Here is a 26775-nt window from a genome sequence, read left to right as displayed (position 1 = left end):
AGTGGACGCATCACTGGTGTTCGGGTTGTCATGCCAATGGCATTGCCCGGTAGCTAAATGCGGAAGAGATAAGTGCTGAAAGCATCTAAGCACGAAACTTGCCCCGAGATGAGTTCTCCCTGAGACTTTAAGTCTCCTGAAGGAACGTTAAAGACGATGACGTTGATAGGCCGGGTGTGTAAGCGCAGCGATGCGTTGAGCTAACCGGTACTAATGAACCGTGAGGCTTAACCTTACAACGCCGAAGGTGTTTTGGCGATTTGAGAGAAGATTTTCAGCGTGATACAGATTAATCGATGCGTCCGGGTGACGTGTTGATAAAACAGAATTTGCCTGGCGGCGATAGCGCGGTGGTCCCACCTGACCCCATGCCGAACTCAGAAGTGAAACGCCGTAGCGCCGATGGTAGTGTGGGGTCTCCCCATGTGAGAGTAGGGAACTGCCAGGCATCAAATTTAGCGTGCTGATATGGCTCAGTTGGTAGAGCGCACCCTTGGTAAGGGTGAGGTCCCCAGTTCGACTCTGGGTATCAGCACCACTTTTTAGGTTAAAGTTCGGCACGTTGTAAAGAATTTGCCTGGCGACAATAGCGCGGCGGTCCCACCTGACCCCATGCCGAACTCAGAAGTGAAACGTCGTAGCGCCGATGGTAGTGTGGGGTCTCCCCATGTGAGAGTAGGGAATCGCCAGGCATCAAATAAAGCAAAAGGCCCAGTCGAAAGACTGGGCCTTTTGCTTTTGTTATATCTGTTGTTTGCCGATGAGCGCTCTCCGGAGTAGGGACAAATCCGCCGGGAGCGGATTTGAACGTTGCGCAGCAACGGCCCGGAGGGTAGCGGGCAGGACGCCCGCCATCATTCCCAGGCATCAAATAAAACGAAAGGCTCAGTCGGAAGACCGGGCTTTTTTGTTTTTTGCGGCCAGACGCGCCGCCAGCTCCCCCGGTGGCGCTGCGCTTACCGGGGCTACAGACCCCGTAGCCCGGAAAAGGTGCGTAGCACCGCCTCCGGGGAAAGCAGCGGTCATATCAACGTAAATGAAAGGCCCAGTCACACGACTGGGCCTTTTGTCTTTCTGGCGACTGAGCCGAAGGGAACGCCTCCAGGCTGAACATTTGTGGAGCGGAGTTGCTAACGAGTCAGCGCCACGATACCTAACGTGAGACCGGCAACCGCTGCTGCCCCACCAGCGATCGCGCCAGCCGTTTCCCAGTTATCCTGTGTTGTGCCTTTTACACAGGTATTGGTATGCACCAGTCGGCCCTGCGAGTCATAGACAGGCACGCACGGGGAATCATGGGCACAGCCAGCAAGCAACGTTGCTAACAATGTCACTAATATTAATTTATTCATGGTATTACCTCTAAATAACCGTTTGCTGTCAACGTTGTTGACACATAACGGAATAGCTTATTTTACCACCGCAATGACACAGGCCTGGAAGGGGAAATAATCTCAAATTATGAGCAGTGTAAATATCGTGAAGAGAAATGAGAAATAATGAAGAGAATATGCAGGAAGGGATTTTCCAATGCGTTAGTCGGGGATAAAAAATTAATATTTCTACTAACTTGTTGTTCTGATAGATATAAAAAAAGGCGCCGCGTGGCGCCTTGATAATTATAGTCGATTATTCAGCGTGCCGGGTAAAGCGTCGCCTAACGACCACGAAGAACACCGGAACAAAGAAGATCGCCAGCAGTGTCGCGGTAAGCATCCCGCCCATCACGCCGGTGCCCACTGCATTCTGAGCCCCGCTACCGGCACCATGGCTAATCACCAGCGGCATGACCCCGAGAATAAAGGCTAGTGAAGTCATTAATATAGGGCGTAGACGCATACGAGATGCTTCCAGGGTCGCCTCAATAATGCCTTTCCCTTCTTTATCCATAAGATCTTTAGCGAACTCGACAATAAGAATAGCGTTCTTCGCAGATAAACCAATAGTCGTTAACAGGCCAACCTGGAAATAAACGTCATTATTCAACCCTCTAAGCGAAGCTGCTAATAATGCGCCGATAACCCCTAATGGCACAACCAGCATAACTGAGAACGGAATCGACCAGCTCTCATACAGCGCCGCCAGGCACAGGAAGACGACGATCAGTGAGATGGCATAGAGCGCAGGCGCCTGGTTGCCGGAGAGGCGTTCCTGGTAAGACATTCCAGTCCAGTCGTAACCGATGCCGCTCGGCAGTTTACTGGCCAGTTGTTCCATCAGCGCCATGGCTTCCCCGGTACTTTTGCCTGGCGAGGCTTCACCGAGGATCTCCATGGATGGCAAACCGTTGTAACGCTCCAGGCGTGGCGAGCCATATATCCAGCGTGAAGTGACAAAGGCGGAAAACGGAACCATTTCGCCGTTGGCGCTACGAACATACATGTTGTTAATGTCGCTCGGCAGCATACGGAAATGGGCATCAGCCTGGACGTACACTTTTTTCACGCGGCCGCGGTCGATAAAGTCATTGACGTAGTACCCCCCCAGCGCCGCGGATATCGTTTCATTGATATCGGAGAGGGATACGCCCAGCGCCTGCGCTTTTTCCTGATCGACATCCAGTTTGAACTGCGGCGTATCTTCCAGCCCATTGGGCCGTACCCGGACCAGCTGATCCGGATGCTGTTTCACCATGCCGAGCAGTTGGTTTCGCGCCTGGGTCAGGGCGGTATGGCCAAGCCCACCCTGGTCGATCAGTTCAAAGTCGAAGCCGGTGGCGGTACCCAGCTCAATAATGGCCGGCATGTTGAACGGGAAAACCATGGCGTCTTTTATCTGGCTGAAGGCCACGGTGGCTCGTTTAATAATCGACTCAACGTTGTTTTCATCACCGCTACGCGCTTCCCAGGGTTTCAGGCTGACAAACGCCATGCCGGAGTTTTGCCCCTGGCCGCTGAAGCTGAAGCCGTTAACGGTAAAGACGCTTTCAACATTGGCCTTCTCGTTATGCAGATAGTAGTCGGTTACGGTATCCAGCACCTTCTGCGTGCGCTCCTGGGTAGCGCCGGAAGGCAGCTGGATCATGGTCAGGAAGACACCCTGATCCTCGTCGGGCAGAAAGGACGTGGGCAAACGCATGAACAACACGGCCATCCCCACGACTATCACCAGGTAGATCACCAGATAACGGCCTGTTCCACGCAGAATACCGCTAACGCTGTTGGTATAGTGATTGACGCTCTGGTCGAAGCGGGCGTTAAACCAGCCGAAAAATCCTTTTTTCTCATGGTGTTCGGCTGAGGCTGGCTTCAACAACGTGGCGCAGAGCGCCGGCGTCAGCACCAGCGCAACCAGCACGGAGAGCGCCATGGCGGAGACAATGGTGATCGAAAATTGACGATAAATTGCGCCAGTCGAGCCGCCGAAGAAGGCCATCGGGACGAATACCGCAGAGAGCACCATGGCGATACCCACCAGCGCTCCCTGGATCTGCGACATCGACTTTTCTGTCGCTTCTTTTGGCGAGAGCTTCTCCTCAACCATCACACGTTCGACGTTTTCCACCACCACGATGGCGTCATCGACCAGCAGGCCTATCGCCAGCACCATGCCAAACATCGTCAGGGTGTTGATGGAGTAGCCAAACATCGACAGTACCGCAAAGGTACCCAACAGCACGACAGGAACGGCAATCGTCGGAATGAGCGTTGCGCGCATGTTCTGCAGGAACAGATACATGACAAGAAAGACGAGGATAATTGCCTCAAAAAGCGTTTTTACCACTTCATGGATGGAGATTTTGACGAAAGGGGTTGTATCGTATGGATAGACAACCTTCATCCCCTGAGGGAAGTAGGGCTGCAGCTCGGCCAGCTTCGCTTTAATCGCGGTGGCAGTATCCAGCGCGTTGGCGCCGGTCGCAAGCTTAATACCCAGACCAGAGGCGGGTTTACCGTTAATTCTCGCGACGACGTTGTAGTTTTCTCCCCCCAGCTCAATGCGGGCGACGTCTTTCAGATGGACCACTGAGCCATCGGCATTGACCCGCAGTGTGACCTTGCCAAACTCCTGCGGATCTTTAAGCCGGGTTTGGGCAATGATCGACGCGTTCAGCTGCTGGCCTTTCAGCGCCGGCGTACCGCCCAGCTGACCGGCGGCGATCTGATCGTTCTGAACCTTCAGCGCATTGATGACGTCGACCGGCGTGAGGTTGTATTTATTTAGCAGATTGCCATCCAGCCAGACGCGCATGGCGTACTGTGCGCCGAACAGCTGCACATCGCCCACACCATTGAGGCGGCTGATAGGGTCTTTTACGTTGGAGGCAACATAGTCAGAAATATCGTCCTGATTGGTCGCCGGGTTATCAGAGATAAAGCCGGCAACCAGCAGGAAGCTGCTGCTGGATTTTTCGACGCTAATCCCTTGCTGCTGTACTTCCTGAGGCAGCAGCGGCGTAGCCAGCTGCAGTTTGTTTTGCACCTGCACCTGGGCGATATCCGGATCGGTGCCGGACTTAAAGGTGAGCGTAATGGTTACCGAGCCAGCGGAGTCGCTGGTCGACGACATATACATCAGGTTGTCGATACCGTTCATATTCTGTTCGATAACCTGAGTGACCGTATCCTGTACGGTTTGCGCGTCTGCACCAGGGTAGGTGGCGGAGATCGCCACCGCAGGGGGCGCAATCGTTGGATACTGCGCTATCGGTAGCTGCAGGATGGCCAGGCCGCCGGCAATCATCATAATGATGGCCAGCACCCAGGCGAAGACCGGTCGATGGATAAAAAACTTAGGCATGGCTGGGTATCCTTATTGTGCGGCCGGTGCCGCACGCTCCGCTTCCGCTTTGACGGTGACGCCAGGACGGACTTTCTGTAAGCCGCTGACAATCACTTTATCGCCCGGCTTCAGCCCGTTGGTGATGAGCCATTTATCGCCAACGGCCTGAGTCGCGACCACTTCCCGGGTTTCAACCTGGTTTTTGTCATTCACCAGCATCACGGAGGCATCGCCCCGCGGCGTGCGGGTCACTCCTTGCTGCGGCACCAGGATGGCCTGCGGATCGACACCTTCGTCTATGCGAGCGCGGACGAACATCCCCGGCAGCAGGGCATGCTGCGGGTTAGGGAAGATAGCGCGTAGCGTGATAGAGCCCGTGCTTTCATCGACAGTGACGTCAGAGAACTGCAGCGACCCTTTAAGCGGATAGGCCTGACCGTTCTCCATCACCAGCTCAACGCTTTTTGTATCACCGCCGCGCTGCAGGCTTTCCTGCTTAAGGCGCATAAAGTCATTGCTGGACTCCGTCACGTCAACATAGATGGGATCGAGCTGCTGGACGGTGGCCAGGGCATCCGATTGACCGTTGGTGACCAGCGCGCCCTCGGTGACGCTCGATTTGCCGATGCGCCCGCTTATGGGGGAGGTCACTTTGGTGTAGGCCAGGTTGATACGGGCGGTGTCTACGGCGGCTTTGGTGGCGATGACGTCGGCATCGGCCTGGCGGGCGGTGGCCACCGCCTGATCGTATTCCTGCTGGCTGATATATTTGGTCCCCAGCAGCGGAACATAGCGTTTCACCGTCAAATGGGCGATGGCGGCTGCGGCTTCGGCCTTGGCCTCATCGCCTTTCGCACTGTTCCAGGCGGCCTGATAGGTTGCCGGATCGATCTGATAGAGCGACTGACCTGCTTCGACATCACTTCCTTCAACAAAGTTACGCTTCAGGATGATACCGCTCACCTGGGGGCGGACTTCCGCCACGCGAAAAGCAGAGGTACGGCCTGGCAGTTCGGTGGTGACCGACAACGGTGCACTGTTCACGATATGGACCGTCACCTGCGGCGCCTGTGCATGGGGTTGCGGGTTGCCTGAATTATCGCAGCCGGTAAGCAATAAGGCCGAGATAATTAAACCGGATAAAAGTGTCACTCTGGCGTGAGTTGTCATTGCGGTTCCTTATAGATTACGTACCAAATTCGGCGGCGAATCTGTGAAAGAAAGAGGGAGTCAAAAAGCAGTTTGCCATCCTACAAATAAACGTCGCTGGATGTAAGGGATACTTATTTTTAAACGATCAGCAAGGCACGCAAAAACAAAAAAATGGTCGATCTGTTTTTGCTATTTATCTCAATTGTAAAACATAATAAACAGACATTATTTTAATGAATGAGTTGGCTAATAATATTCATTAAGATGATTCGTTAGTTTTCTACATCAGAATTAACTTGTCTGCATTTTTGCTAAATAATATTGTGCACCAAATGTTAGATTAAGGGATCTTCAGAAAAATCTATATTGCCTGTTAATCGGGAACTGAGGCCTTATATGGCAAGAAAAACCAAAGAGGAGGCGCTGCGCACGCGGCAGCTCCTGATTGAATCCGCGATCCAGCAGTTCGCCCTGCGGGGGGTGGCCAACACGACCCTGACGGATATCGCTGATGCGGCAGGGGTGACTCGCGGCGCCGTGTACTGGCATTTTGCCAGTAAGACGGAGCTGTTTAATGAGATGTGGCAGCAACAGCCACCGCTCAGGGATTTGATTCAGCAAAGCCTGGCGACAATGAATGAGCAGGAGCCCTTAAATGATTTGCGGCAGCGGTTTATTGCCGGGCTACGCTATATTGCTGAGAATCCTCGCCAGCGTGCCCTGATGCAAATTCTTTATCAACGCTGTGAGTTTGCCAGCGATATGTTATCGGAAAGCGAAATTCGCCAACGTATTGGATTTAACTATTCCGTTATTGGTGGGGTTCTGCAGCACTGTGTACGTAACAATATATTGCCAGCCGAAACAAATATCGACGTGATATTAATTGTTTTACATAGCGCCTTTTCCGGCTTGATTAAAAACTGGCTGCTCGATCCGCAACGCTTCGATCTTTATCAGCAGGCACCTGCGCTGGTGGATAATATTATGGCGGTGGTCTGTGCTGCACGTTTATCGCAGGAGCCTGTACTGCGGGTGGTCAATCAGTAACGTGTCCTGCTGGCGCAGATAATAAAAAAGGCGCTTCCCCATGCCGAAGAGCGCCTTTTATATCAAGCAAGCAACTGACTAGTATCAGTTCATGCCGTATTTTTTCAGTTTTTTACGCAGTGTACCGCGGTTGATGCCCATCATCAGGGCTGCGCGGGTCTGGTTACCACGGGTGTATTGCATCACCATGTCCAACAGGGGCTGTTCAACTTCAGCCAGTACCAGCTCATACAGGTCATTCACATCCTGACCGTTCAGTTGAGCAAAATAGTTCTTCAGTGCCTGTTTAACCGAGTCACGCAGGGGTTTTTGAGTTACCTGATCCTGAGAGTTAACGGTAGAAACGGTCAGTACGTCAGAATTTACGCGTTGTTCGAACATAGTTCTGTCAGCTCTTTATTTCTATTACGCAAAATTTTCGAAGTATGCCTCCAACGCCTCCAGCTGTTCGCTGGCATCCTCAATGGCGTTGAATGTGCGCCGAAACTGGTCATCTGGAGCATGTTCCTGAAGATACCAGGAGACGTGTTTACGCGCGATTCGGTACCCTTTTGCCTGACCGTAAAAGTCATGCAATTCCCGAACGTGCGCACAAAGCAAGCGCTTAACCTCTGCCAGTGGCAGCGGGGGCAGCAGCTCTCCAGTGTCCAGATAATGCTGGATTTCCCGAAAGATCCAGGGTCTTCCCTGAGCTGCACGGCCTATCATCAGGGCATCAGCCCCTGTATAGTCGAGCACAGCTCTGGCTTTAAGCGGGTCAGTAATGTCACCATTCGCGATAATCGGAATGGAAACTTTCTGCTTAACTGCCCGAATACTGTCGTACTCAGCGTCTCCGTTAAACAAGCAGGCGCGGGTGCGTCCGTGAATAGTCAGAGCCTGAATGCCACACTCTTCGGCCAGTTGGGCAATCTCTACGCAGTTACGGTGTTCCGGTTCCCAACCGGTGCGAATCTTGAGTGTCACAGGAACGTCCACCGCGTTGACGACCGCCGTCAGGATTGACTTCACCTGCTCGGGGTACTGCAAGAGGGCTGAACCTGCAAGCTTGCGATTCACCTTTTTCGCCGGGCATCCCATATTGATATCTATAATCTGGGCACCACTTTCCACGTTAATCCGCGCGGCTGCAGCCATCTCTTCCGGTACGCTACCGGCGATTTGCACGGTACGAATACCGGGCTCATCGATATGCACCATCCGTAAACGGGACTTGTCACTCTCCCACACCTGTGGGTTAGAGGACATCATCTCAGAAACGGTTAAACCTGCTCCCATCTCGTAGCACAGCGTCCTGAATGGTCTGTCAGTAATGCCAGCCATGGGTGCTGCGATCAGGCGATTTCTGAGCTGGTGGTGTCCGATGCGCATGAGTTAAGAAATGACCATACTGTGACTGCAAGGCGGCGTATATTACGCATTTTTTGCACGAGATGAAAGGCCAAACTTTGAGCAATCCTCTGTTGCAGATCAATGAATCCGGGACTAGCGTAAAAGAGATGAATAAATACTTATATTAATCATTACTTTAATGGATGATGAGTAATTTGTGTCCATTTATAAAATCATAAAACTTCTCGATTTTTCTTAGATAAACTCGCTACCTGGCGGCATAAAACGCTGTTTTTGTAGTCAAAAAAGTACGCTGTAGTGCGATCTGCCTCTCATTTCCAGGCATTATTTGGTGGCTACTGGAAACAAAAATGCGGCCCGCGGGCCGCATGGTGCTTAGTTTTTCCGGCCGGTAATCCGGCACCACTCCTCTTTCTCCACCACCGGGTCGAGGGTGAAGAGCGGGGCGTAGGCATCGCAGACGCTTTCCGCCTGGCTTGCCAGAATGCCGGAAAGACCCAGCAGACCGCCTGTAACCGGCAGCACGCTGATTAACGGGGCCAGCTCACGTAACGGGCCGGCCAGGATGTTGGCGACCACCACATCGGCTTTCATGGCTTCTGGCTGATCCTGCGGCAGATACAGTTCAAGGCGCTCTGAGACGCCATTACGCTGGGCGTTATCACGGCTGGCCTGGATGGCCTGAGGGTCGATATCAATTCCGATAGCTTTAGCGGCGCCCAGTTTCAGGGCGGCAATCGCCAGGATGCCGGAACCGCAGCCAAAATCGATAACGGTTTTGCCCTGCAGGTCAAGACCGTCGAGCCACTGCAGACACATGGCGGTAGTCGGATGGGTGCCGGTACCAAAGGCCAGTCCCGGATCAAGCATCACGTTGACCGCGTTCTCATCGGGGACATCGCGCCAGCTCGGACAAATCCACAGGCGCTCACCGAAACGCATCGGGTGGAAGTTATCCATCCACTCGCGCTCCCAGTCTTTATCTTCCAGTTGCTCGATCTTATGCGCAAAGCCGGCGCCGAGGAGCGGATGCTGTTCAAGGATGGCAACCGCTTCGTTCATGTCGCTTTCTGCATCGAACAGGCCGATAACATCGGTATCGCCCCATAAACGGGTTTCACCCGGCAGCGGCTCGAATACCGGCGTGTCGTGAGTGTCCTGGAAAGTGATGGAGACCGCTCCGGCCTCCATCAGCGCATCGCTCAGCGCTTCAGCGTTCGCGCCGGTGGTATTCAGTTTTAGTTGGATCCAAGGCATAGCAAAACTCTTTATTTATCAGTAGTCATAACAGGGGCTGGCGGGACGGGCTGGCCGAAACGGTTCCCGACGACAAAAGCCAACAAACTTAGCAGCAGCGAGGGCACGATAGGATGGAAGCCCAGGTACTGAATATGAAACGTCGCGAGCACGGCATACAGCACGCCGCCCACCAACATCGCGCTGAGCGCCCCGGCAGCGTTTGCCCGCTCCCAGTAGAGGCCCAGCACCAGCGGCCATAAGAACACCGCTTCCAGGCCGCCAAAGGCCAGCAGATTGAGCCAGATAATCATTTCCGGCGGCCGCCAGGCGGCCAGCATCATTAATATACCCAGCACTAAGGTGGCGATCGTTGAGATCCGCTTGAGCTTCTGCTCATTGCGTTTTTTTGTCGGCTGCGCGCTGAGCCACAGATCTTTAATGATCGTAGCCGATGCCTGCAGTAAATGGGCGTTCACGTTCGACATAATCGCCGCCATCGGCGCGGCTAAAAACAGTCCTGCAGCCCACGGCGGCAGCACCTGGACCATCAAGGTGGGGATCACCTGATCGGGAACGGTCAGATCCGGCAGAACGGCACGGCCAAGAGCGCCGGCGAGATGCATGCCGAACATCAGAATCGCCACGACGATCGTGCCAATCACAATCCCGCGGTGCACGGCTTTGCTGTCTTTATAGGAGATACAGCGCACGGCGGTATGCGGCAGGCCGATAACGCCGAAGCAAACCAGCACCCAGAATGAGGTCATAAAGGTGGGGGTCAGGATATCATCCGCGCCGTGCGGCGATACCAGCTGTGGGTCGATCCGCTGCAGCGTATCTACCGCCTGATGCAGGCCACCGGCGGCATGTACCACGCCGACCAGCAGGACGATCGTGCCGATCAACATCACCATCCCCTGCATCGTATCGTTAAGTACGCTGGCGCGGAAACCACCGAAAGCGGTATACAGTGCGATGGTGATCCCAAAGATCAGCAGCCCGGTTTCGTACTTGATCCCGGCGGCAGTCTCCAGCAGGCGCGCGCCGCCGATAAACTGTACGGCGATGGCGCCGACAAAAGCGACCAGCAGGCTGACGCTGGCAATCCACACCACCGCGCGGTTTTGGTAGCGAGCTTGCAGCATGTCGTTCAGGGTGATCGCATTATAGCGGCGTGCCAGGATCGCGAATTTTTTACCGAGGATCCCAAGAGAAAGCCAGATCGTCGGTACCTGGATCATCGCTAACAGTACCCAACCCAGCCCATATTTATAGGCGGCGCCGGGGCCGCCTATAAATGAGCTGGCGCTAATATAGGTGGCGGTGAGGGTCATGGCTAAGACAAACCCCCCCATCGATCGACTGCCGAGGAAATACTCGCTAAGGAAGTTCCCGGTACTGCGTTTACGCATCGCGTAAATCGACAGTCCGAAGACGACAAACAGGTAAGCGATCAGCACCACGATAATCTCAAGCTGCATCGTTATCCTCCAGAGAGATATCACGGAAGATAAAACGCACCATCGCCCAGCACAGCAGAATAAACAGCAGCGGCACCAGCAGGCAGGCCATTTCAAACCAATGCGGCAGGCCGGTAAAACCGATACCGACGCCCGGCAGATAGGCCGCCGCCAGCCAGGCGGCAAGATAGAGAAGGGTCAGCCACAGCGCCCAGCGCGCTTCTTTATGGGCCTGAACAAAACGTTTGTCCATTTTTTGTCCCTTGAGGATGAAGAAAGCGGGGATTGTACCGCATGGAAAAGTCGAGGGGAGAGAAAAAGAAAAAAGGCCGGATTAACCGGCCTTTTGCAGCGAATACAGGATTATTTTTCCTGCAGTCCGAGCTTTTTCTCCAGATAGTGGATGTTAGTACCACCATGCTGGAAGTTCTCGTCGCTCATAATGCGCATCTGCAGATCAACGTTGGTTTTGATGCCATCGATGATCAGCTCCTGCAGCGCATTCTTCATGCGGGCAATCGCCACGTCACGGCTTTCGCCGTAGCAGATCAGCTTACCGATCATGGAGTCATAGTACGGAGGTACGGTGTAACCGGCGTAGATATGAGACTCCCAGCGCACACCAAAACCGCCCGGCGCGTGGAAGCGGGTAATTTTACCCGGGCTCGGCAGGAAGGTGTTCGGGTCTTCGGCGTTGATACGGCATTCCACCGCATGGCCTCTGACGACCACTTCATCCTGCTTGATGGACAGCGGCTGGCCGGCTGCAATACGCAGCTGCTCTTTGATCAGGTCAACGCCAGTGATCATTTCGGTAACCGGGTGTTCTACCTGAATACGGGTGTTCATTTCAATGAAGTAGAACTCGCCGTTTTCGAACAGGAACTCGAACGTACCCGCCCCGCGGTAGCCGATATCCACACAGGCTTTCGAGCAACGCTCGCCGATGTAGCGACGCAGTTCCGGGGTGATGCCCGGCGCCGGCGCTTCTTCGACCACTTTCTGGTGACGACGCTGCATGGAGCAGTCACGCTCTGCCAGATAGATAGCGTTACCCTGACCGTCCGCCAGTACCTGGATCTCGATGTGGCGAGGATTTTCCAGGTATTTCTCCATGTAGACCATGTCGTTATTGAAAGCCGCTTTCGCTTCCGCTTTGGTCATGGAGATAGACTGCGCCAGTTCAGCGTCGCTACGCACAACGCGCATACCGCGACCACCGCCGCCGCCGGAGGCTTTGATGATCACCGGATAACCAATGCGTTTGGCATGGGCGCGGTTAGCGTCCATATCGTCGGTCAGCGGGCCGTCAGAACCAGGAACGGTCGGGACGCCGGCTTTCTTCATCGCAGTGATCGCGGACACCTTGTCGCCCATCAGGCGGATAGTGTCGGCTTTCGGACCGATGAAGATAAAGCCGGAGCGCTCAATCTGCTCGGCAAAGTTGGCGTTCTCGGAGAGGAAACCATAACCCGGGTGAATCGCTATCGCGCCGGTGATTTCCGCCGCGCTGATGATAGCCGGGATGTTGAGATAGCTTTTTACGGACGGAGCCGGGCCAATACAGACCGTCTCATCCGCTAACAATACGTGTTTTAGATCGCGATCCGCGGTGGAGTGCACAGCGACGGTCTTGATGCCCAGTTCTTTACAGGCACGCAGGATGCGCAATGCGATCTCGCCACGGTTAGCGATGACAATTTTATCCAGCATGTTCGCCTCGTTACTCGATAACTACCAGCGGCTCGTCGAATTCTACCGGTTGGCCGCTTTCGATCAGAATGGCTTTCACCACGCCGGCTTTGTCGGCTTCGATCTGGTTCATCATTTTCATCGCTTCGACGATGCACAGGGTGTCGCCCACGTTAACTTTCTGGCCAACTTCCACAAACGCTTTCGCGTCCGGGCTTGGCGTACGATAGAAAGTACCAACCATCGGGGAACGTACGATGTGACCACTGATTTCCGCTTTTGCCGGCGCTTCAACTGCGGCAGCAGGTGCAGCAGCGGCTGGCGCCTGAGGCTGCATCATCGGCGCAGCATAAGCCTGCTGCATAACCGGATAGCTTGCGACCGGTGCAGAGCGGCTGATGCGAACAGACTCTTCGCCTTCAGAAATTTCCAGTTCGGAGATACCTGATTCTTCAACCAGCTCGATCAGTTTTTTAATCTTACGAATATCCATGAGTGGGTTCCGTACTCTTTGTTTAGTGTGATTGTGACAGGCGTTTTACCGCCGTCTGTAAAGCGTATGAATAGCCGTCCGCCCCCAGTCCGCAAATGACGCCAGCGGCGACATCAGACAGATATGAGTGCTGGCGGAAGGGTTCGCGTGCATGCACGTTGCTCAGGTGAATCTCGATAAACGGGATGTTCACGGCAAGCAAAGCGTCACGGATTGCTACGCTGGTATGCGCGAACGCGGCCGGATTAATCAGGATATAGTCCACGTTGTCTTTAGCCTGATGAATTCGGTCGATTAACGCATATTCCGCGTTGGACTGCAGGTGATCCAGGCTCACATTCAGCGCCGCTGCCTCAGATGTCAAACGGTTAACAATTTCAGCCAGTGAAAGGATGCCATACTTCTCAGGCTCGCGGGTTCCGAGCATGTTAATGTTTGGACCATTCAAAAGCAAAATGTGAAAATTGTCAGCCATCGTGTGGCGATCTCCTGCCATCTTCGGGTAAAAAACAACATATACCTTCAATGCGCCATTGTCACCTTTTCAGGGCCAGAAAACCCCGTCAGGAAAACCAAAGTCGCACATTATAACGATTTCGTAGCAATTGGCAGCTAAATACTGGTCTTATCAGGGAAGATTATCAACCGCTATCGTAAAAAGAGTCGCGGTTGATAAAAGATCTGCGGGAAACTGCACATTACCGGATTCAGCGCCACCACTGGCGGAACTTCTTATAACGCCATGCCAAAAGCACCACCGCCAGCAGGGCATAAATGATGGGCTGCGGCGAGACGATCTTCACTGACCACAGGTAGTGAATCGGCGCGAGGATCGCCACCAGATAGACGAAGTTGTGCAAAAGTTGCCAACGACGGCCCAATTTTCGCTGCATTGCCTGCGTCGAGGTCACCGCCAGTGCCAGCAGGATCACCCAGCAGACCATGCCTAACGTCAGATAGGGGCGATTGATAATCTCCGAGCCCAGCAGCGTCAGATTGTTAATGCCCAGCTCCAGCAAGGTATAGCTGGTCAGGTGCAGCGTCGCCCAGGCAAAACACCATAGACCTAACAGGCGGCGAATGCGAATCAATAATGGCTGTTTCGCGTAGCGCGCCAGCGGGGATACCAGCAGCGTTGCCAGCAGGAACTTAAGCGCCATCCTGCCGGTAAAGTGCTGGATATCCTTGGCCGGGTCGGCGCTAAAGTAGCCCTGATGTCCGGCCCAGAACAACCAGACCAGCGGCAAAAACCCCGCCAGGTGGAGTAAGACTTTCAACCAGGCGATCTGTTTGACGGTGAAACGCACTAGAAGTTCTCCCGCAAGTTCATACCACGATACAGTGAGGCCACTTCGTCGGCATAGCCGTTAAATAACAATGTCGGCTGACGCTTCACGTCGAGCACACCACCTGAGCCGATGAACCGCTCGCTGGCCTGCGACCAGCGGGGATGATCGACATGGGGATTAACGTTGGCAAAGAAGCCGTATTCGTCCGGTGCCGCCAGATTCCAGGTGGTCGGCGGCTGCTCGCGCGTCAGCTCAATGCTGACGATGGATTTAATGCCTTTAAAACCGTACTTCCACGGCACGGTCAGGCGGACCGGCGCGCCGTTTTGCGGCGGCAGCGCTTTGCCATACACCCCGACAGTGAGCAGCGTCAGCGGGTGCATGGCTTCGTCAAGCCGCAACCCTTCCACGTAAGGGTAAGCGAGCCCCCCGCCGATAAAACGATCTTTCTGCCCGGGCATTTGCTCCGGGGCATACAGGGTTTTGAAGGCGACATAACGCGCGTTGCTAGTGGGCTCCACCAGCGCCAACAATTTATGCAGCGGGAAGCCGACCCAGGGAACCACCATCGACCAGGCTTCCACGCAGCGCATACGATAAATGCGCTCCTCCAGCGGGAAGCGTTTGGTCAGATCGTCATGGTCGAGGGTCAGCGGCTTCGCCACTTCACCGCCAATGGTCAGCGTCCAGGGATCGGTGCGCAGACTACCCGCGTTCGCCGCCGGATCGGCTTTATCGAGGCCGAATTCATAAAAGTTATTGTAACCGGCGACCTTATCTTCCGGGGTGAGCGTCAGATTGGCCTGCCACTCGGCGGGTTTAGCAAAGTCCAGGGCCTTGCCTGCCGGGGCTGGCGGGCGATCATTGCCTTTAAACCAGTCCAGCAGATCGGCCTGCGCGGTAGCGGGAAGCGAGAGGGCAGTCGCGCTGATGCCCAGCATTTTCAGTACCTGGCGCCGCTTGAGCATAAAAACGGATTCGGCCGTGACGTCGGCTTCCGTCAGTTTTTTTCTTTTCATGGTGTCCTCCGTCATGCGTTTCCCTAAGCATGACGGAGACGACGATTTATCGCGAATATGTCACGAAAAATTGCAGATTAGGATCTTCTGTTGTCGTCTGGGCTGGCGCGCGCTATTCCAGGAATCATCGGAAAGTGGCGCAAGACGTTTCCTTTACCGCGCTTGACCCGGCATCTTTATCAGGGCAAAGAGGGTGGAAAGCGAGTCTGCAGGTAAAAGCCGTAATAATTTGCGCCGCTGGCGCCGGTTTGTCATCCTGCGTCTAAAATTAAAGCGCTTCTGGCGCAGGCCGCAGGTGGGCAATGATTGGCAAATTTTTTCTGCCGACTATACTCGCTATCGGCATACTTTCGCCGATAATACGCATTCCATTGCCAGACTCGCCATCTTTGATAGTATGCGTCGCGCTTTAAAAGGTTAATGCTAGCGGCAAGGCGCGCGCCGGCACGGGAGCCTGATGGTTCATCGGGCAGTCATTCACTCGCGGAGTTAACACAGGGATGCGATTAACGACGAAGTTCTCAGCCTTTATCACGCTGCTAACTAGCCTGACCATCTTTGTCACGCTGATTGGCGCTTCGCTGAGTTTTTATAATGGCATTGAGAACAAGGTCGAAAACCGGGTTCAGGCGGTGGCGACCATGCTGGATAACCGGCTCATCACCACCTCTTTTGATAAGCTTGAGCCACAGCTGGATGAGCTGATGACGCCGATCGAGATCGTGCATATCGATTTCATGCTTAACGGCAAACCACTCTACAGCCACTCCCGAACCGACAGTTATCGCCCGTTGGGCAGCCATGAGCAATTCCGTGAGATCACGGTCCCGTCACTGAAACACCCTGGTATCACTCTGCATCTGGTCTACATCGACCCGATGGTGAACTATTTCCGCTCGCTGTCGATCACGGCCCCGCTGTCGATCTCCATCGGCTTCATGGTGGTGATTATTTTCTTCGCCGTCCGCTGGATCCGCCGCCAGCTGGCTGGCCAGGAGCTGCTTGAGCTGCGTTCCACGCGCATCCTGAGCGGCGAGCGCGGGCCGCAGGTGCGCGGATCGGTCTATGAATGGCCGGCCAGCACCAGCAGCGCGCTGGATATGCTGCTGTCGGAGCTGCAGTTTGCCAGCGATCAGCGCAGCCGTATGGATACGCTGATTCGCTCCTATGCGGCACAGGATTCTAAAACGGGTCTGAATAACCGCCTGTTCTTTGATAATCAGCTGGCCACGCTGCTGGAAGACCAGGAGAAAGTGGGCGCCTACGGCATCGTCATGATGATCCGTCTGCCGGAGTTCGATCTGCTGCGGGACAACTGGGGACGAGCGGCGGCTGAAGAGCATTACTTCACGCTTATCAACCTGCTCTCTACCTTTATTATGCGTTATCCCGGCGCGCTACTGGCGCGTTATCACCGTAGTGACTTCGCCGTACTGCTGCCGCACCGCACGTTAAAAGAGGCGGATAGCATCGCCGGGCTGTTGCTGAAAGCCATGGACGCGCTGCCGCCAACGCGCATTCTCGATCGTGACGATATGATGCACATCGGTATCTGTGCTTTCCGCAGCGGGCAATCGACAGCGCAGGTGATGGAACATGCGGAAGCGGCAACGCGCAACGCGGTGCTGCAGGGCAGCAACAGTTGGTCGGTTTATGATGACACCCTTCCGGAGAAAGGCCGCGGCAACGTGCGCTGGCGGACGCTGATCGAACAGATGCTGAGCCGCGGGGGACCGCGGCTGTACCAAAAACCTGCCGTTACCCGAGATGGGCGGGTGCATCACCGAGAACTGATGTCCCGGATGTACGACGGTAAAGAAGAGGTGATTGCGGCCGAGTACATGCCGATGGTGCTGCAGTTTGGTCTGGCGGAGGAGTATGACCGCCTGCAGGTAACGCGCCTGCTGCCATTTTTAGGCTTCTGGCCTGAAGAAAACCTGGCGTTACAACTGTCGGTGGAGTCGCTGATCCGTCCTCGTTTCCAGCGCTGGCTGCGCGATGCCCTGATGCAGTGTGAAAAATCGCAGCGTCAGCGGATTATTTTTGAACTTGCAGAGGCAGATGTTTGTCAATATATCGGCCGTCTACAGCCGGTTATGCGATTAGTTAACGCTCTGGGTGTTCGGGTGGCGGTCGTTCAGGCGGGGTTAACCCTGGTGGGAACCAGCTGGATCAAGCAGTTGGATGCGGAGTTGATCAAACTGCATCCTGGGCTGGCGCGCAACATTGAAAAGCGCAGCGAGAACCAGCTACTGGTGCAAAGTCTGGTGGAAGCCTGCAAAGGCATGCCTATGCAAGTTTTTGCGACTGGCGTACGTAGCCGCAGCGAGTGGTTGGTGCTGTCCCAATGCGGTGTCACAGGCGGTCAGGGGGAATTTTTTGCGGCCTCACAGCTACTTGACACAAATGTGAAAAAATATTCGCAAAGATACTCGGTTTGATCTGCCGTTTAGCGTGATTTCACGTAGAATAATGCGCGCCATCGTGAAGGGGGTGTGCTTGTCTACCCGCCGGATCATCGCAATGTAAATGCCAGTGACCCTCCTTTGACAGGTTACAAATTCAGGCGTGGAGCGCTGCTGAAGATTTCAGCAATGAACGGAGTCGGAAAAATTTGTAACAAAGGAAATGAACTGCACTAATTTTCACCGCAGCAGGTGATTTTTGCGCCTTGTCGCTGCTGCGTGTGGTTGGTAAAGTAAGCGGATTTTGTTTTCCGCCCCAGCTTTCAGGATTATCCCTTAGTATGTTAAAAAAATTTCGTGGCATGTTTTCCAATGACCTGTCCATTGACCTGGGTACCGCGAATACCCTTATTTACGTAAAAGGACAAGGCATCGTATTGAATGAGCCTTCCGTGGTGGCCATTCGTCAGGATCGTGCCGGATCGCCGAAAAGCGTCGCCGCCGTAGGTCATGAAGCGAAGCAGATGCTCGGCCGTACCCCGGGTAATATCGCGGCGATTCGCCCGATGAAGGACGGCGTCATCGCTGACTTCTTCGTGACGGAAAAGATGCTGCAGCACTTTATCAAACAAGTGCACAGCAACAGCTTTATGCGCCCGAGCCCGCGCGTGCTGGTGTGCGTACCGGTTGGCGCCACCCAGGTTGAGCGTCGTGCGATCCGTGAATCCGCGCAGGGCGCTGGCGCTCGTGAAGTCTTCCTGATCGAAGAGCCGATGGCGGCAGCGATTGGCGCAGGCTTACCGGTTTCTGAAGCGACCGGTTCTATGGTTGTCGATATCGGCGGCGGTACTACTGAAGTCGCGGTTATCTCCCTGAACGGCGTGGTTTACTCTTCTTCCGTGCGTATCGGCGGTGACCGTTTCGACGAAGCCGTGATTAATTATGTGCGTCGTAACTACGGTTCCCTGATCGGTGAAGCGACCGCTGAGCGTATCAAACACGAAATCGGTTCGGCTTATCCGGGCGATGAAGTGCGTGAAATCGAAGTTCGCGGCCGTAACCTGGCGGAAGGCGTTCCACGCGGCTTCACCCTGAACTCAAACGAAATTCTTGAAGCGCTGCAGGAGCCACTGACCGGCATCGTGAGTGCGGTTATGGTTGCCCTTGAGCAGTGCCCGCCGGAACTGGCTTCTGATATCTCCGAACGCGGGATGGTTCTCACCGGCGGTGGTGCGCTGCTGCGTAACCTGGACCGTCTGTTAATGGAAGAAACCGGTATTCCAGTCGTGGTTGCTGAAGATCCGCTGACCTGCGTAGCGCGTGGCGGCGGCAAGGCGCTGGAAATGATCGACATGCACGGCGGCGACCTGTTTAGCGAAGAGTAGTCAGCCTGAAGGTCTGGGGTGGCTTAACGGCTGCCCCTGGTCTTTACTGACACGAGAATACGCATAGCCTATGAAGCCAATTTTTAGCCGTGGCCCCTCGCTACAGATTCGCCTTATTCTGGCGGTGCTGGTGGCGCTTGGCGTAATTATCGCCGACAGCCGCCTGGGTACGTTCAGTCAGATCAGAACGTACATGGATACAGCCGTCAGCCCTTTCTACTTTGTCTCTAATGGTCCCCGGGAACTGCTCGACAGCGTATCGCAAACGCTGGCGACCCGCGATCAGCTCGAACTGGAAAATCGCGCGCTGCGTCAGGAGCTGTTGCTGAAAAACAGCGATCTGCTGATGCTGGGCCAGTACAAGCAGGAGAACGCGCGTCTGCGGGAACTGCTTGGCTCGCCGCTGCGCCAGGACGAACAAAAAATGGTGACGCAGGTCATCTCAACGGTTAACGATCCCTACAGCGATCAGGTCGTTATCGATAAGGGCAGCGTTAACGGCGTTTACGAAGGCCAGCCGGTTATCAGCGATAAAGGCGTGGTGGGGCAGGTGGTAGCGGTGGCGAAAATGACCAGCCGGGTGCTGCTGATCTGTGATGCCACCCATGCGCTGCCGATCCAGGTCCTGCGTAACGACATTCGCGTGATTGCCGCCGGTAACGGCTGTACCGACGATCTCCAGCTTGAACATCTGCCGGCGAATACCGATATTCGCGTCGGTGATGTGCTGGTGACCTCTGGTCTCGGCGGCCGCTTTCCGGAAGGGTATCCGGTTGGCGTGGTCTCCTCAGTGAAGCTGGACACTCAGCGTGCCTACACCGTGATTCAGGCACGTCCGACGGCCGGTCTGCAACGCTTGCGTTATCTGCTGTTGCTGTGGGGCGCCGATCGCAATGGCGCCAACCCGATGACCCCGGAAGAGGTCCATCGTGTGGCTAACGAACGCCTGATGCAGATGATGCCGCAGGTACTGCCTGCGCCGGATGCGATGGGGCCGCAGATGCCAGCGCCAGCCACCGGGCTGACGCCATCGCAGCCGTCTCTGCCTGCAGGGGGGCAATAGTGGCAAGTTACCGTAGCCAGGGACGCTGGGTTATCTGGCTCTCGTTTCTTATCGCGCTATTGCTGCAAATTATGCCCTGGCCGGCGGACATCAGCGTTTTCCGGCCCAACTGGGTATTATTGATCCTGCTGTACTGGATCCTCGCCCTGCCGCATCGGGTGAACGTAGGGACGGGCTTCGTGATGGGGGCTATTCTTGATCTCATTAGCGGCTCGACGCTGGGCGTTCGCGCCCTGTCCTTAAGCATCATCGCCTATCTGGTCGCGCTGAAGTATCAGCTGTTCCGTAACCTGGCGCTGTGGCAACAGGCGCTGGTGGTGATGCTGTTATCCCTGGCCGTGGATATCATTGTTTTCTGGGCAGAGTTTTTAGTGATCAACGTCTCTTTCCGTCCGGAAGTATTCTGGAGTAGTGTAGTAAATGGTGTCCTCTGGCCATGGCTCTTCCTGCTGATGCGCAAAGTGCGTCAGCAATTTGCAGTGCAATAAGGTTGATATGACAACTCTGTATCTTGCTTCTGGTTCCCCGCGTCGGCAGGAACTGCTGACTCAGCTTGGTCTCACTTTCGAACGTCTGGTTCCTGGTATCGAGGAACAGCGCCAGCCGCAGGAGAGCGCCGAGCATTATGTTGTCCGCCTGGCGCGCGAAAAAGCGCAGGCCGGAGTGGCGATGGCATCGCGCGATTTACCGGTGCTGGGAGCGGATACGATAGTCATTCTTAACGGCGAAGTGCTGGAAAAACCGCGCGACGCTGAACACGCTGCCGCGATGCTGCGTCTGCTTTCCGGCCAAACGCATCAGGTCATGACGGCGGTGGCGCTGGCAGACACGCAGCAGACGCTGGACTGCCTGGTGGTCACGGAAGTGACTTTCCGGCTGCTCAGCGAGCAGGATATCGCCGATTATGTGGCCAGCGGCGAGCCTTTAGATAAAGCAGGTGCATACGGTATTCAAGGGTTGGGTGGTTGCTTCGTCAGGAAGATTAATGGCAGCTATCACGCCGTAGTCGGCTTACCGCTGGTGGAAACGTATGAGTTGCTCAGTAACTTTAACTCACTGCGTAAAGAAAAGGGATAAAGATGACGGCTGAATTATTAGTTAACGTAACGCCATCCGAAACGCGCGTCGCGTATATCGATGGCGGTATTCTGCAGGAAATCCATATTGAGCGTGAAGCGCGACGCGGAATAGTAGGCAATATCTACAAAGGTCGTGTTAGCCGAGTGCTGCCGGGAATGCAGGCGGCTTTTGTAGATATTGGTCTCGATAAGGCGGCGTTCCTCCACGCCTCCGATATCATGCCGCATACCGAGTGTGTCGCCGGTGAGGAGCAAAAGCAGTTTACCGTGCGCGATATTTCGGAGCTGGTGCGCCAGGGCCAGGACCTGATGGTCCAGGTGGTCAAAGATCCGCTGGGCACCAAAGGCGCGCGTCTGACCACAGATATCACCCTGCCTTCCCGTTATCTGGTGTTTATGCCAGGCGCCTCCCACGTGGGAGTATCCCAACGGATTGAAAGCGAAGCCGAGCGTGAGCGGTTGAAAAAGGTTGTCGCAGATTACTGCGACGAACAGGGCGGATTTATCATTCGCACCGCTGCGGAAGGGGTTCACGAGCAGGAGATGGCCGCCGATGCCGCCTATCTGAAGCGCGTATGGACTAAGGTAATGGAGCGCAAAAAGCGCAACCAGACCCGTTATCAGCTGTACGGTGAGCTGGCCCTGGCTCAGCGCGTGCTGCGTGATTTTGCCGATGCGCATCTCGACCGTATTCGCGTCGACTCTCGCCTGACCTATGAGGCGTTGCTTGAGTTCACCGCTGAATATATCCCGGAAATGACCAGCAAGCTGGAACACTACAGCGGCCGCCAGCCGATTTTCGATCTCTTTGATGTGGAGAACGAAATTCAGCGCGCGCTGGAGCGTAAGGTTGAGCTGAAGTCCGGGGGCTACCTGATCATCGACCAGACCGAGGCGATGACCACCATTGATATCAATACCGGGGCGTTTGTCGGGCACCGGAATCTTGACGATACTATCTTCAATACCAATATCGAAGCCACCCAGGCGATAGCCCGCCAGCTGCGTTTGCGTAACCTTGGCGGCATTATCATCATTGATTTCATCGACATGAACAATGAAGACCATCGTCGACGGGTACTGCACTCCTTAGAGCAGGCGCTGAGTAAAGATCGGGTGAAAACCAGCATCAACGGTTTCTCTCAGCTGGGGCTGGTGGAGATGACCCGCAAGCGGACGCGTGAAAGCGTGGAGCATGTGCTGTGCAACGAGTGCCCGACCTGCCACGGACGCGGAACGGTAAAGTCGGTTGAAACGGTATGCTATGAGATTATGCGTGAGATCGTCCGCGTGCATCATGCTTATGATTCCGATCGCTTCCTGGTCTATGCTTCCCCTGCGGTGGCGGAAACCCTGAAAGGGGAAGAGTCGCACGCGCTGGCGGAAGTGGAAATCTTTGTCGGCAAGCAGGTCAAGGTACAAATTGAGCCGCTCTATAATCAAGAGCAGTTCGATGTGGTTATGATGTAAGACACCGCGTCATTGTGCGGCTGACAAGGAGAGAGGCGTGAGGCGACTGCCCGGGATTTTATTGCTCACCGTGGCAACATTGATTGTTATCGTCGCGCTGCTGGTGAGTGGCTTGCGTCTCGTGTTGCCGCAGCTCGACGCCTGGCGTCCGCAGCTGCTGGAGAAGATTTCCACACTTACCGGCACGCCGGTGGATGCCTCGCAGATCACGGCCAGCTGGCAAAATTTTGGTCCGACGTTAGATGTTCGTGATATTCAGGTCGGGCTGAAAGACGGCGGCAAAATGGCGGTGAAGCGCGTGACCCTGGCGCTGGACGTCTGGCAGAGTTTGCTGCATATGCGCTGGCAGTTCCGCGATCTCACCTTCTGGCAGTTGCAGGTTCATACCAACACCCCTATTCAGACCAATGACGGCGGCGAAAGCCTGAAAACCGACCGCATCAGCGATCTCTTTTTACGTCAGTTCGACCACTTTACCCTGCGCGACAGCCATCTGAGCTTCCTGACCATTTCCGGTCAGCGGGCAGAGCTGACAGTCCCGCAGCTGACCTGGCTTAACGGCAGGAACCGTCATCGCGCCGAGGGGCAGCTTAGTCTCTCCAGTCTCACCGGCCAGCATGGCGTGATGCAGGTGCGGATGGATCTCCGCGATGAGGATGGCCTGCTGAATAAAGGTCGGGTCTGGCTGCAGGCGGATGATATTGACGTCAAACCGTGGCTCGGCCGCTGGATGCAGGACAATATCGCCCTGAAGAGCGCCCGCTTCAGCCTTGAAGGCTGGATGACCATTGAAAAAGGCGATGTGGCCAGCGGTGACGTATGGCTGAAAAAAGGGGGCGCCAGCTGGCAGGGGGATGACGAGGTTCATCACCTGTCAGTGGATAACCTGACGGCGCATCTCTCCCACGACAAGCAGAGCTGGGGCTTCTACATTCCCGATACGCGGATCGCTATCGACGATAAACCCTGGCCAAGCGGTGCGCTGGCGATGGCCTGGATCCCGGCGCAGGACGTCGGTGGCGACGACCATCAGCGTAGCGATGAATTACGCATTCGTGCCAGCAACTTAACCCTCAGCGGCCTCAGCGGATTACAGCCCTTCGCCGATAAGCTGGCGCCTTCTCTGAGCGAGCTCTGGCGCACCACGCAGCCCAGCGGCAAAATCAACCTGCTGGCGCTCGATATTCCCCTGCAGGCGACGGAGAAAACGCGCTTTCAGGCGCAGTGGAGCGATCTGGCATGGAAGCAGTGGAAACTCCTGCCGGGAGCGGAACACTTTTCCGGCAGTCTGAATGGCAGCGTTGAGCACGGGGAACTGCGCGCCCGCATGACGCAGGCGCTGATGCCTTATACCGGTGTTTTCCGCGCCCCGCTGGAGATCGCCGCTGGCGAAGCCACCCTCAGCTGGGTGAAAAACGACAAAGGGTTTATGCTTGATGGCCGCGATATTGACGTGCAGGCGACGGGTGTCCGCGCCCGCGGCGGCTTCCGCTATCTGCAACCGCAGGGAGATGATCCCTGGCTGGGCATTCTGGCGGGCATCAGCACCAATGACGGCGGCCAGGCATGGCGCTACTTCCCGGAAAACCTGATGGGCAAGGCGCTGGTGGACTATCTCAGCGGCGCGATTAAAGCCGGACAGGCTCGCGATGCGACGCTGGTGTATGGCGGCAATCCGCATCTTTTCCCTTACCCGCACAATGAAGGGCAGTTCCAGGTTTATGTCCCGCTGAAGAATGCTACTTTTGCTTTCCAGCCGGACTGGCCGGCGCTGACCGGGCTGAACATCGATCTCAACTTTATCAATAACGGGCTGTGGATGCGGGCGGATAAAGCGATGCTCGGCAATGTCACCGCCAGCAATCTCGATGCCGCGATCCCGGACTATGCCGCTGAAAAGCTGCTGATTGATGCCGATATCAAAGGTCCGGGCAAAGAAGTGGGACCTTATTTCAACACCACGCCGCTGAAAGAGACCCTGGGAGCGGCGCTGGATTCCCTGCAGCTGGACGGGGATGTGAGCGCTCGCTTACATCTCAATATCCCTTTAGATGGCGAAATGACCACCGCGAAAGGCGAAGTGCGTCTGCAGAATAACAATCTGTTTATCAAGCCGTTAGACACCACTCTGCAAAACCTGAGCGGGAATTTCAGCTTCGTGAATGGCGATCTCAATAGCGAAACGTTAAGCGCGACCTGGTTTCATCAGCCGCTGAATCTCAATTTTTCCACCCGGGAAGGCGAAAAAGCGTTTCTGGTGGACGTCGGGATGAACGCCAACTGGCAGCCATCGCATACCGGGCTGCTGCCAAAAGCCGTCAACGAGGCGCTGAGCGGCAGCGTACCGTGGGAGGGCAAGGTCGCTATCGAACTGCCGTACCATGGCAATGCGAACTATAAGGTTGACATCAACGGCGATCTGAAAAATGTGAGCAGTCACTTACCTTCGCCGGTCAATAAGCCCGCTGGTGAGCCGATGCCGGTCAAAATTAACGTCGCGGGCGGTTTGAGCAGCTTTGACCTGACCGGCTCCGTCGGCGCGAAGAATCATATCAACAGCCGCTGGTTGCTGAACCGTAAGCTGACGCTGGATCGGGCGATCCTTACTTCGGACAGCAAAGGTCTCTCTCCGCTGCCTGACCAGCCCGGCGTCGAGCTCAATCTGCCACCGATGGATGGCGCTCAATGGCTGGCGCTCTTTCAAAACGGGGCGGCGAATGAAGTCAGCAGCACCATACTCTTTCCCCAGCGCATTGTGCTGCGTACGCCGTCGCTGGCGCTTGCCGGTCAACAGTGGAACAACGTCAGTCTGATGTCGCAGCCGGTCGCCGGCGGCTCGCAGGTCGAGGCGCAGGGGCGTGAAATCAACGCCACCCTGACGATGCGCGACAATGCGCCCTGGCTGGCGAATGTACGTTATCTCTATTTCAACCCGACCAGCGCCAACAGTCAGACCGGTGCAGAGAACGCTGCCCCGCAGGCAGAGACGCGGCTGGATTTCCATGGCTGGCCCGATCTGCAGCTGCGCTGTGCGGAATGCTGGCTGTGGGGGCAAAAATATGGCCGTATCGACGGAGATGTGGCGATTAAGGGCGATACCTTAACGCTCTCCAATGGCCTGGTGGATACCGGGTTTGGCCGACTGACGACCGATGGCGTCTGGGTCAGCGCGCCGACCGGTATACGCACGTCGCTGAAAGGCAAACTGCATGGCAATAAAACGGATGAGTTTGCCAGTTTCTTCGGCGTTTCCACGCCGGTGAAGGATTCGCCGTTTGACATCGACTATGATCTGCACTGGCGCGCGCCGCCCTGGTCGCCCGATGTCGCATCGCTCAATGGGATCATTAAAAGCCACCTCGGCAAGGGACAGTTTACCGACCTGAGTACTGGACACGCTGGCCAGCTGCTGCGTTTGCTGAGCGTTGATGCCCTGCTGCGTAAGCTGCGCTTCGACTTTAGCGATACCTTTAGCGAGGGCTTTTACTTCGACTCGATTAACAGTACGGCGTGGATCAAGGATGGTGTGCTGCATACCGACGATACGCTGGTGGATGGTCTGGAAGCGGATATTGCCATGAAAGGTTCGGTCGATTTGGTGCGTCGCCGGCTGGATCTGCAGGCGGTGGTGGCGCCGGAGATCTCTGCGACCGTCGGCGTGGCGGCGGCTTTTGCCGTCAACCCTATCGTCGGCGCGGCGGTATTTGCCGCCAGCAAGGTGCTGGGCCCGCTGTGGAACAAAGTCTCGATTCTGCGCTATCGCATTACTGGCCCAATTGACCAGCCGCAGATCAATGAAGTGCTGCGCCAGGCGCGTAGCAACAAAAAGCAATGATTTGACGATTGCCGGGAATTGCCGCAATCTCAATAGATCGCCTTCTGTATTTCCGCCTGTCAGGCGGCA

The 26775-nt window shown here is 55.4% G+C and carries 22 protein-coding genes, 1 tRNA gene and 3 rRNA genes; 13 read left to right on the top strand and 13 right to left on the bottom strand.

The features are described 5' to 3' along the window. The 4 genes from CWM54_RS27160 to rrf (CWM54_RS27145) all read left to right on the top strand — a co-directional run. Positions 1–235: ribosomal RNA gene (locus CWM54_RS27160) — 23S ribosomal RNA — on the top strand; the annotation flags it as partial. A 97-nt stretch (positions 236–332) separates the two neighbouring features. After that, positions 333–448, top strand: a 5S ribosomal RNA gene (gene rrf, locus CWM54_RS27155). 14 nt (positions 449–462) lie between these two features. After that, positions 463–538: transfer RNA gene (locus CWM54_RS27150), tRNA-Thr, on the top strand. A 38-nt stretch (positions 539–576) separates the two neighbouring features. Beyond that, positions 577–692, top strand: a 5S ribosomal RNA gene (rrf, locus tag CWM54_RS27145). Between the two features lie 438 nt (positions 693–1130). Here rrf (CWM54_RS27145) and CWM54_RS27140 read toward each other — a convergent pair. From CWM54_RS27140 to CWM54_RS27130, 3 genes are all read right to left on the bottom strand, one after another. Continuing rightward, positions 1131–1352 (bottom strand): hypothetical protein, encoded by a 222-nt coding sequence (locus CWM54_RS27140; RefSeq protein WP_023298285.1) that lies wholly within the window; start codon positions 1350–1352, stop codon positions 1131–1133. A 277-nt stretch (positions 1353–1629) separates the two neighbouring features. Next, positions 1630–4740: an efflux RND transporter permease subunit gene (locus tag CWM54_RS27135; protein WP_100682174.1), complete on the bottom strand. Its 3111-nt coding sequence runs from the start codon at positions 4738–4740 to the stop codon at positions 1630–1632. A gap of 12 nt (positions 4741–4752) precedes the next feature. Continuing rightward, positions 4753–5892 (bottom strand): efflux RND transporter periplasmic adaptor subunit, encoded by a 1140-nt coding sequence (locus CWM54_RS27130; protein WP_061153148.1) that lies wholly within the window; start codon positions 5890–5892, stop codon positions 4753–4755. Positions 5893–6270: 378 nt separating this feature from the next. On the opposite strand from CWM54_RS27130, the gene envR reads away from it, so the two are divergent. Continuing rightward, on the top strand, positions 6271–6924 hold the full coding sequence (gene envR / locus CWM54_RS27125; RefSeq protein WP_100699146.1) for an acrEF/envCD operon transcriptional regulator: 654 nt from the start codon (positions 6271–6273) through the stop codon (positions 6922–6924). A gap of 84 nt (positions 6925–7008) precedes the next feature. Here the strand turns inward: envR and fis are convergent, their stop codons facing one another. From fis to msrP, 10 genes are all read right to left on the bottom strand, one after another. After that, a complete protein-coding gene (gene fis, locus CWM54_RS27120; RefSeq protein WP_000462905.1) occupies positions 7009–7305 on the bottom strand; it encodes a DNA-binding transcriptional regulator Fis in 297 nt (98 codons plus the stop codon). Between the two features lie 24 nt (positions 7306–7329). After that, complete coding sequence (gene dusB / locus CWM54_RS27115) at positions 7330–8295, bottom strand: tRNA dihydrouridine synthase DusB (protein ID WP_008806700.1); 966 nt, start codon at positions 8293–8295, stop codon at positions 7330–7332. 357 nt (positions 8296–8652) lie between these two features. Beyond that, positions 8653–9534, bottom strand: a complete 882-nt coding sequence (gene prmA, locus CWM54_RS27110; protein ID WP_061153150.1) for a 50S ribosomal protein L11 methyltransferase — start codon at positions 9532–9534, stop codon at positions 8653–8655. Positions 9535–9545: 11 nt separating this feature from the next. Next, positions 9546–10997, bottom strand: a complete 1452-nt coding sequence (gene panF / locus CWM54_RS27105) for a sodium/pantothenate symporter (protein WP_061153151.1) — start codon at positions 10995–10997, stop codon at positions 9546–9548. Then, positions 10987–11229 carry a YhdT family protein gene (locus tag CWM54_RS27100; protein WP_061153152.1) on the bottom strand — a complete coding sequence of 81 codons (243 nt, stop codon included), beginning with the start codon at positions 11227–11229 and terminating at the stop codon, positions 10987–10989. The genes panF and CWM54_RS27100 overlap by 11 nt, the downstream gene beginning before the upstream one ends. Positions 11230–11339: 110 nt before the next feature. Next, positions 11340–12689: an acetyl-CoA carboxylase biotin carboxylase subunit gene (accC, locus tag CWM54_RS27095; protein WP_100699144.1), complete on the bottom strand. Its 1350-nt coding sequence runs from the start codon at positions 12687–12689 to the stop codon at positions 11340–11342. A gap of 10 nt (positions 12690–12699) precedes the next feature. Further along, the gene (gene accB, locus CWM54_RS27090; RefSeq protein ID WP_061153154.1) at positions 12700–13161 is read right to left on the bottom strand and encodes an acetyl-CoA carboxylase biotin carboxyl carrier protein; all 462 of its coding nucleotides are present in this window, start codon (positions 13159–13161) and stop codon (positions 12700–12702) included. A 22-nt stretch (positions 13162–13183) separates the two neighbouring features. Next, positions 13184–13636 (bottom strand): type II 3-dehydroquinate dehydratase, encoded by a 453-nt coding sequence (gene aroQ, locus CWM54_RS27080; RefSeq protein ID WP_061153155.1) that lies wholly within the window; start codon positions 13634–13636, stop codon positions 13184–13186. Positions 13637–13868: 232 nt separating this feature from the next. Next, positions 13869–14468, bottom strand: a complete 600-nt coding sequence (gene msrQ / locus CWM54_RS27075) for a protein-methionine-sulfoxide reductase heme-binding subunit MsrQ (RefSeq protein ID WP_061153156.1) — start codon at positions 14466–14468, stop codon at positions 13869–13871. Beyond that, complete coding sequence (gene msrP, locus CWM54_RS27070) at positions 14468–15469, bottom strand: protein-methionine-sulfoxide reductase catalytic subunit MsrP (RefSeq protein WP_100682177.1); 1002 nt, start codon at positions 15467–15469, stop codon at positions 14468–14470. The genes msrQ and msrP overlap by 1 nt, the downstream gene beginning before the upstream one ends. 229 nt (positions 15470–15698) lie before the next feature. Here msrP and CWM54_RS27065 point away from each other — a divergent pair, with 229 nt between their 5' ends. The 8 genes from CWM54_RS27065 (at position 15699) to yhdP (ending at position 26706) form a co-directional block, all read left to right on the top strand. Then, the gene (locus CWM54_RS27065) at positions 15699–15890 is read left to right on the top strand and encodes a hypothetical protein (RefSeq protein WP_074387437.1); all 192 of its coding nucleotides are present in this window, start codon (positions 15699–15701) and stop codon (positions 15888–15890) included. A 79-nt stretch (positions 15891–15969) separates the two neighbouring features. Next, positions 15970–17910: an RNase E specificity factor CsrD gene (csrD, locus tag CWM54_RS27060; RefSeq protein WP_061153158.1), complete on the top strand. Its 1941-nt coding sequence runs from the start codon at positions 15970–15972 to the stop codon at positions 17908–17910. A gap of 305 nt (positions 17911–18215) precedes the next feature. Beyond that, positions 18216–19259 (top strand): rod shape-determining protein MreB, encoded by a 1044-nt coding sequence (gene mreB, locus CWM54_RS27050; protein ID WP_002918653.1) that lies wholly within the window; start codon positions 18216–18218, stop codon positions 19257–19259. A gap of 70 nt (positions 19260–19329) precedes the next feature. Continuing rightward, complete coding sequence (mreC, locus tag CWM54_RS27045) at positions 19330–20322, top strand: rod shape-determining protein MreC (protein WP_008806690.1); 993 nt, start codon at positions 19330–19332, stop codon at positions 20320–20322. Next, complete coding sequence (mreD, locus tag CWM54_RS27040; protein ID WP_008806689.1) at positions 20322–20810, top strand: rod shape-determining protein MreD; 489 nt, start codon at positions 20322–20324, stop codon at positions 20808–20810. The genes mreC and mreD overlap by 1 nt, the downstream gene beginning before the upstream one ends. A 7-nt stretch (positions 20811–20817) precedes the next feature. Then, positions 20818–21399, top strand: a complete 582-nt coding sequence (locus tag CWM54_RS27035) for a Maf family protein (RefSeq protein ID WP_071839031.1) — start codon at positions 20818–20820, stop codon at positions 21397–21399. Between the two features lie 2 nt (positions 21400–21401). Beyond that, entirely contained in the window at positions 21402–22871 is a 1470-nt protein-coding gene (gene rng / locus CWM54_RS27030; RefSeq protein WP_008806687.1) for a ribonuclease G, read from the top strand. A gap of 37 nt (positions 22872–22908) precedes the next feature. Continuing rightward, entirely contained in the window at positions 22909–26706 is a 3798-nt protein-coding gene (gene yhdP, locus CWM54_RS27025) for an AsmA2 domain-containing protein YhdP (RefSeq protein WP_100699142.1), read from the top strand. Positions 26707–26775 lie beyond the last annotated feature (69 nt).

Source organism: Klebsiella sp. D-Nf1, assembly GCF_002810515.1.
GTDB classification, from domain to species: Bacteria; Pseudomonadota; Gammaproteobacteria; order Enterobacterales; family Enterobacteriaceae; genus Klebsiella; species Klebsiella variicola.
Note: the sequence above shows the minus strand (reverse complement) of the source record. Positions and strands in the feature narration are given on the sequence as shown.

Coding starts and splice junctions, on each gene's coding strand:
- CWM54_RS27140 (WP_023298285.1), bottom strand. CDS start 1,352: ATGAATAAATTAATATTAGTGACATTGTTAGCAACGTTGCTTGCTGGC.
- CWM54_RS27135 (WP_100682174.1), bottom strand. CDS start 4,740: ATGCCTAAGTTTTTTATCCATCGACCGGTCTTCGCCTGGGTGCTGGCC.
- CWM54_RS27130 (WP_061153148.1), bottom strand. CDS start 5,892: ATGACAACTCACGCCAGAGTGACACTTTTATCCGGTTTAATTATCTCG.
- envR (WP_100699146.1), top strand. CDS start 6,271: ATGGCAAGAAAAACCAAAGAGGAGGCGCTGCGCACGCGGCAGCTCCTG.
- fis (WP_000462905.1), bottom strand. CDS start 7,305: ATGTTCGAACAACGCGTAAATTCTGACGTACTGACCGTTTCTACCGTT.
- dusB (WP_008806700.1), bottom strand. CDS start 8,295: ATGCGCATCGGACACCACCAGCTCAGAAATCGCCTGATCGCAGCACCC.
- prmA (WP_061153150.1), bottom strand. CDS start 9,534: ATGCCTTGGATCCAACTAAAACTGAATACCACCGGCGCGAACGCTGAA.
- panF (WP_061153151.1), bottom strand. CDS start 10,997: ATGCAGCTTGAGATTATCGTGGTGCTGATCGCTTACCTGTTTGTCGTC.
- CWM54_RS27100 (WP_061153152.1), bottom strand. CDS start 11,229: ATGGACAAACGTTTTGTTCAGGCCCATAAAGAAGCGCGCTGGGCGCTG.
- accC (WP_100699144.1), bottom strand. CDS start 12,689: ATGCTGGATAAAATTGTCATCGCTAACCGTGGCGAGATCGCATTGCGC.
- accB (WP_061153154.1), bottom strand. CDS start 13,161: ATGGATATTCGTAAGATTAAAAAACTGATCGAGCTGGTTGAAGAATCA.
- aroQ (WP_061153155.1), bottom strand. CDS start 13,636: ATGGCTGACAATTTTCACATTTTGCTTTTGAATGGTCCAAACATTAAC.
- msrP (WP_100682177.1), bottom strand. CDS start 15,469: ATGAAAAGAAAAAAACTGACGGAAGCCGACGTCACGGCCGAATCCGTT.
- csrD (WP_061153158.1), top strand. CDS start 15,970: ATGCGATTAACGACGAAGTTCTCAGCCTTTATCACGCTGCTAACTAGC.
- mreB (WP_002918653.1), top strand. CDS start 18,216: ATGTTAAAAAAATTTCGTGGCATGTTTTCCAATGACCTGTCCATTGAC.
- mreC (WP_008806690.1), top strand. CDS start 19,330: ATGAAGCCAATTTTTAGCCGTGGCCCCTCGCTACAGATTCGCCTTATT.
- CWM54_RS27035 (WP_071839031.1), top strand. CDS start 20,818: ATGACAACTCTGTATCTTGCTTCTGGTTCCCCGCGTCGGCAGGAACTG.
- rng (WP_008806687.1), top strand. CDS start 21,402: ATGACGGCTGAATTATTAGTTAACGTAACGCCATCCGAAACGCGCGTC.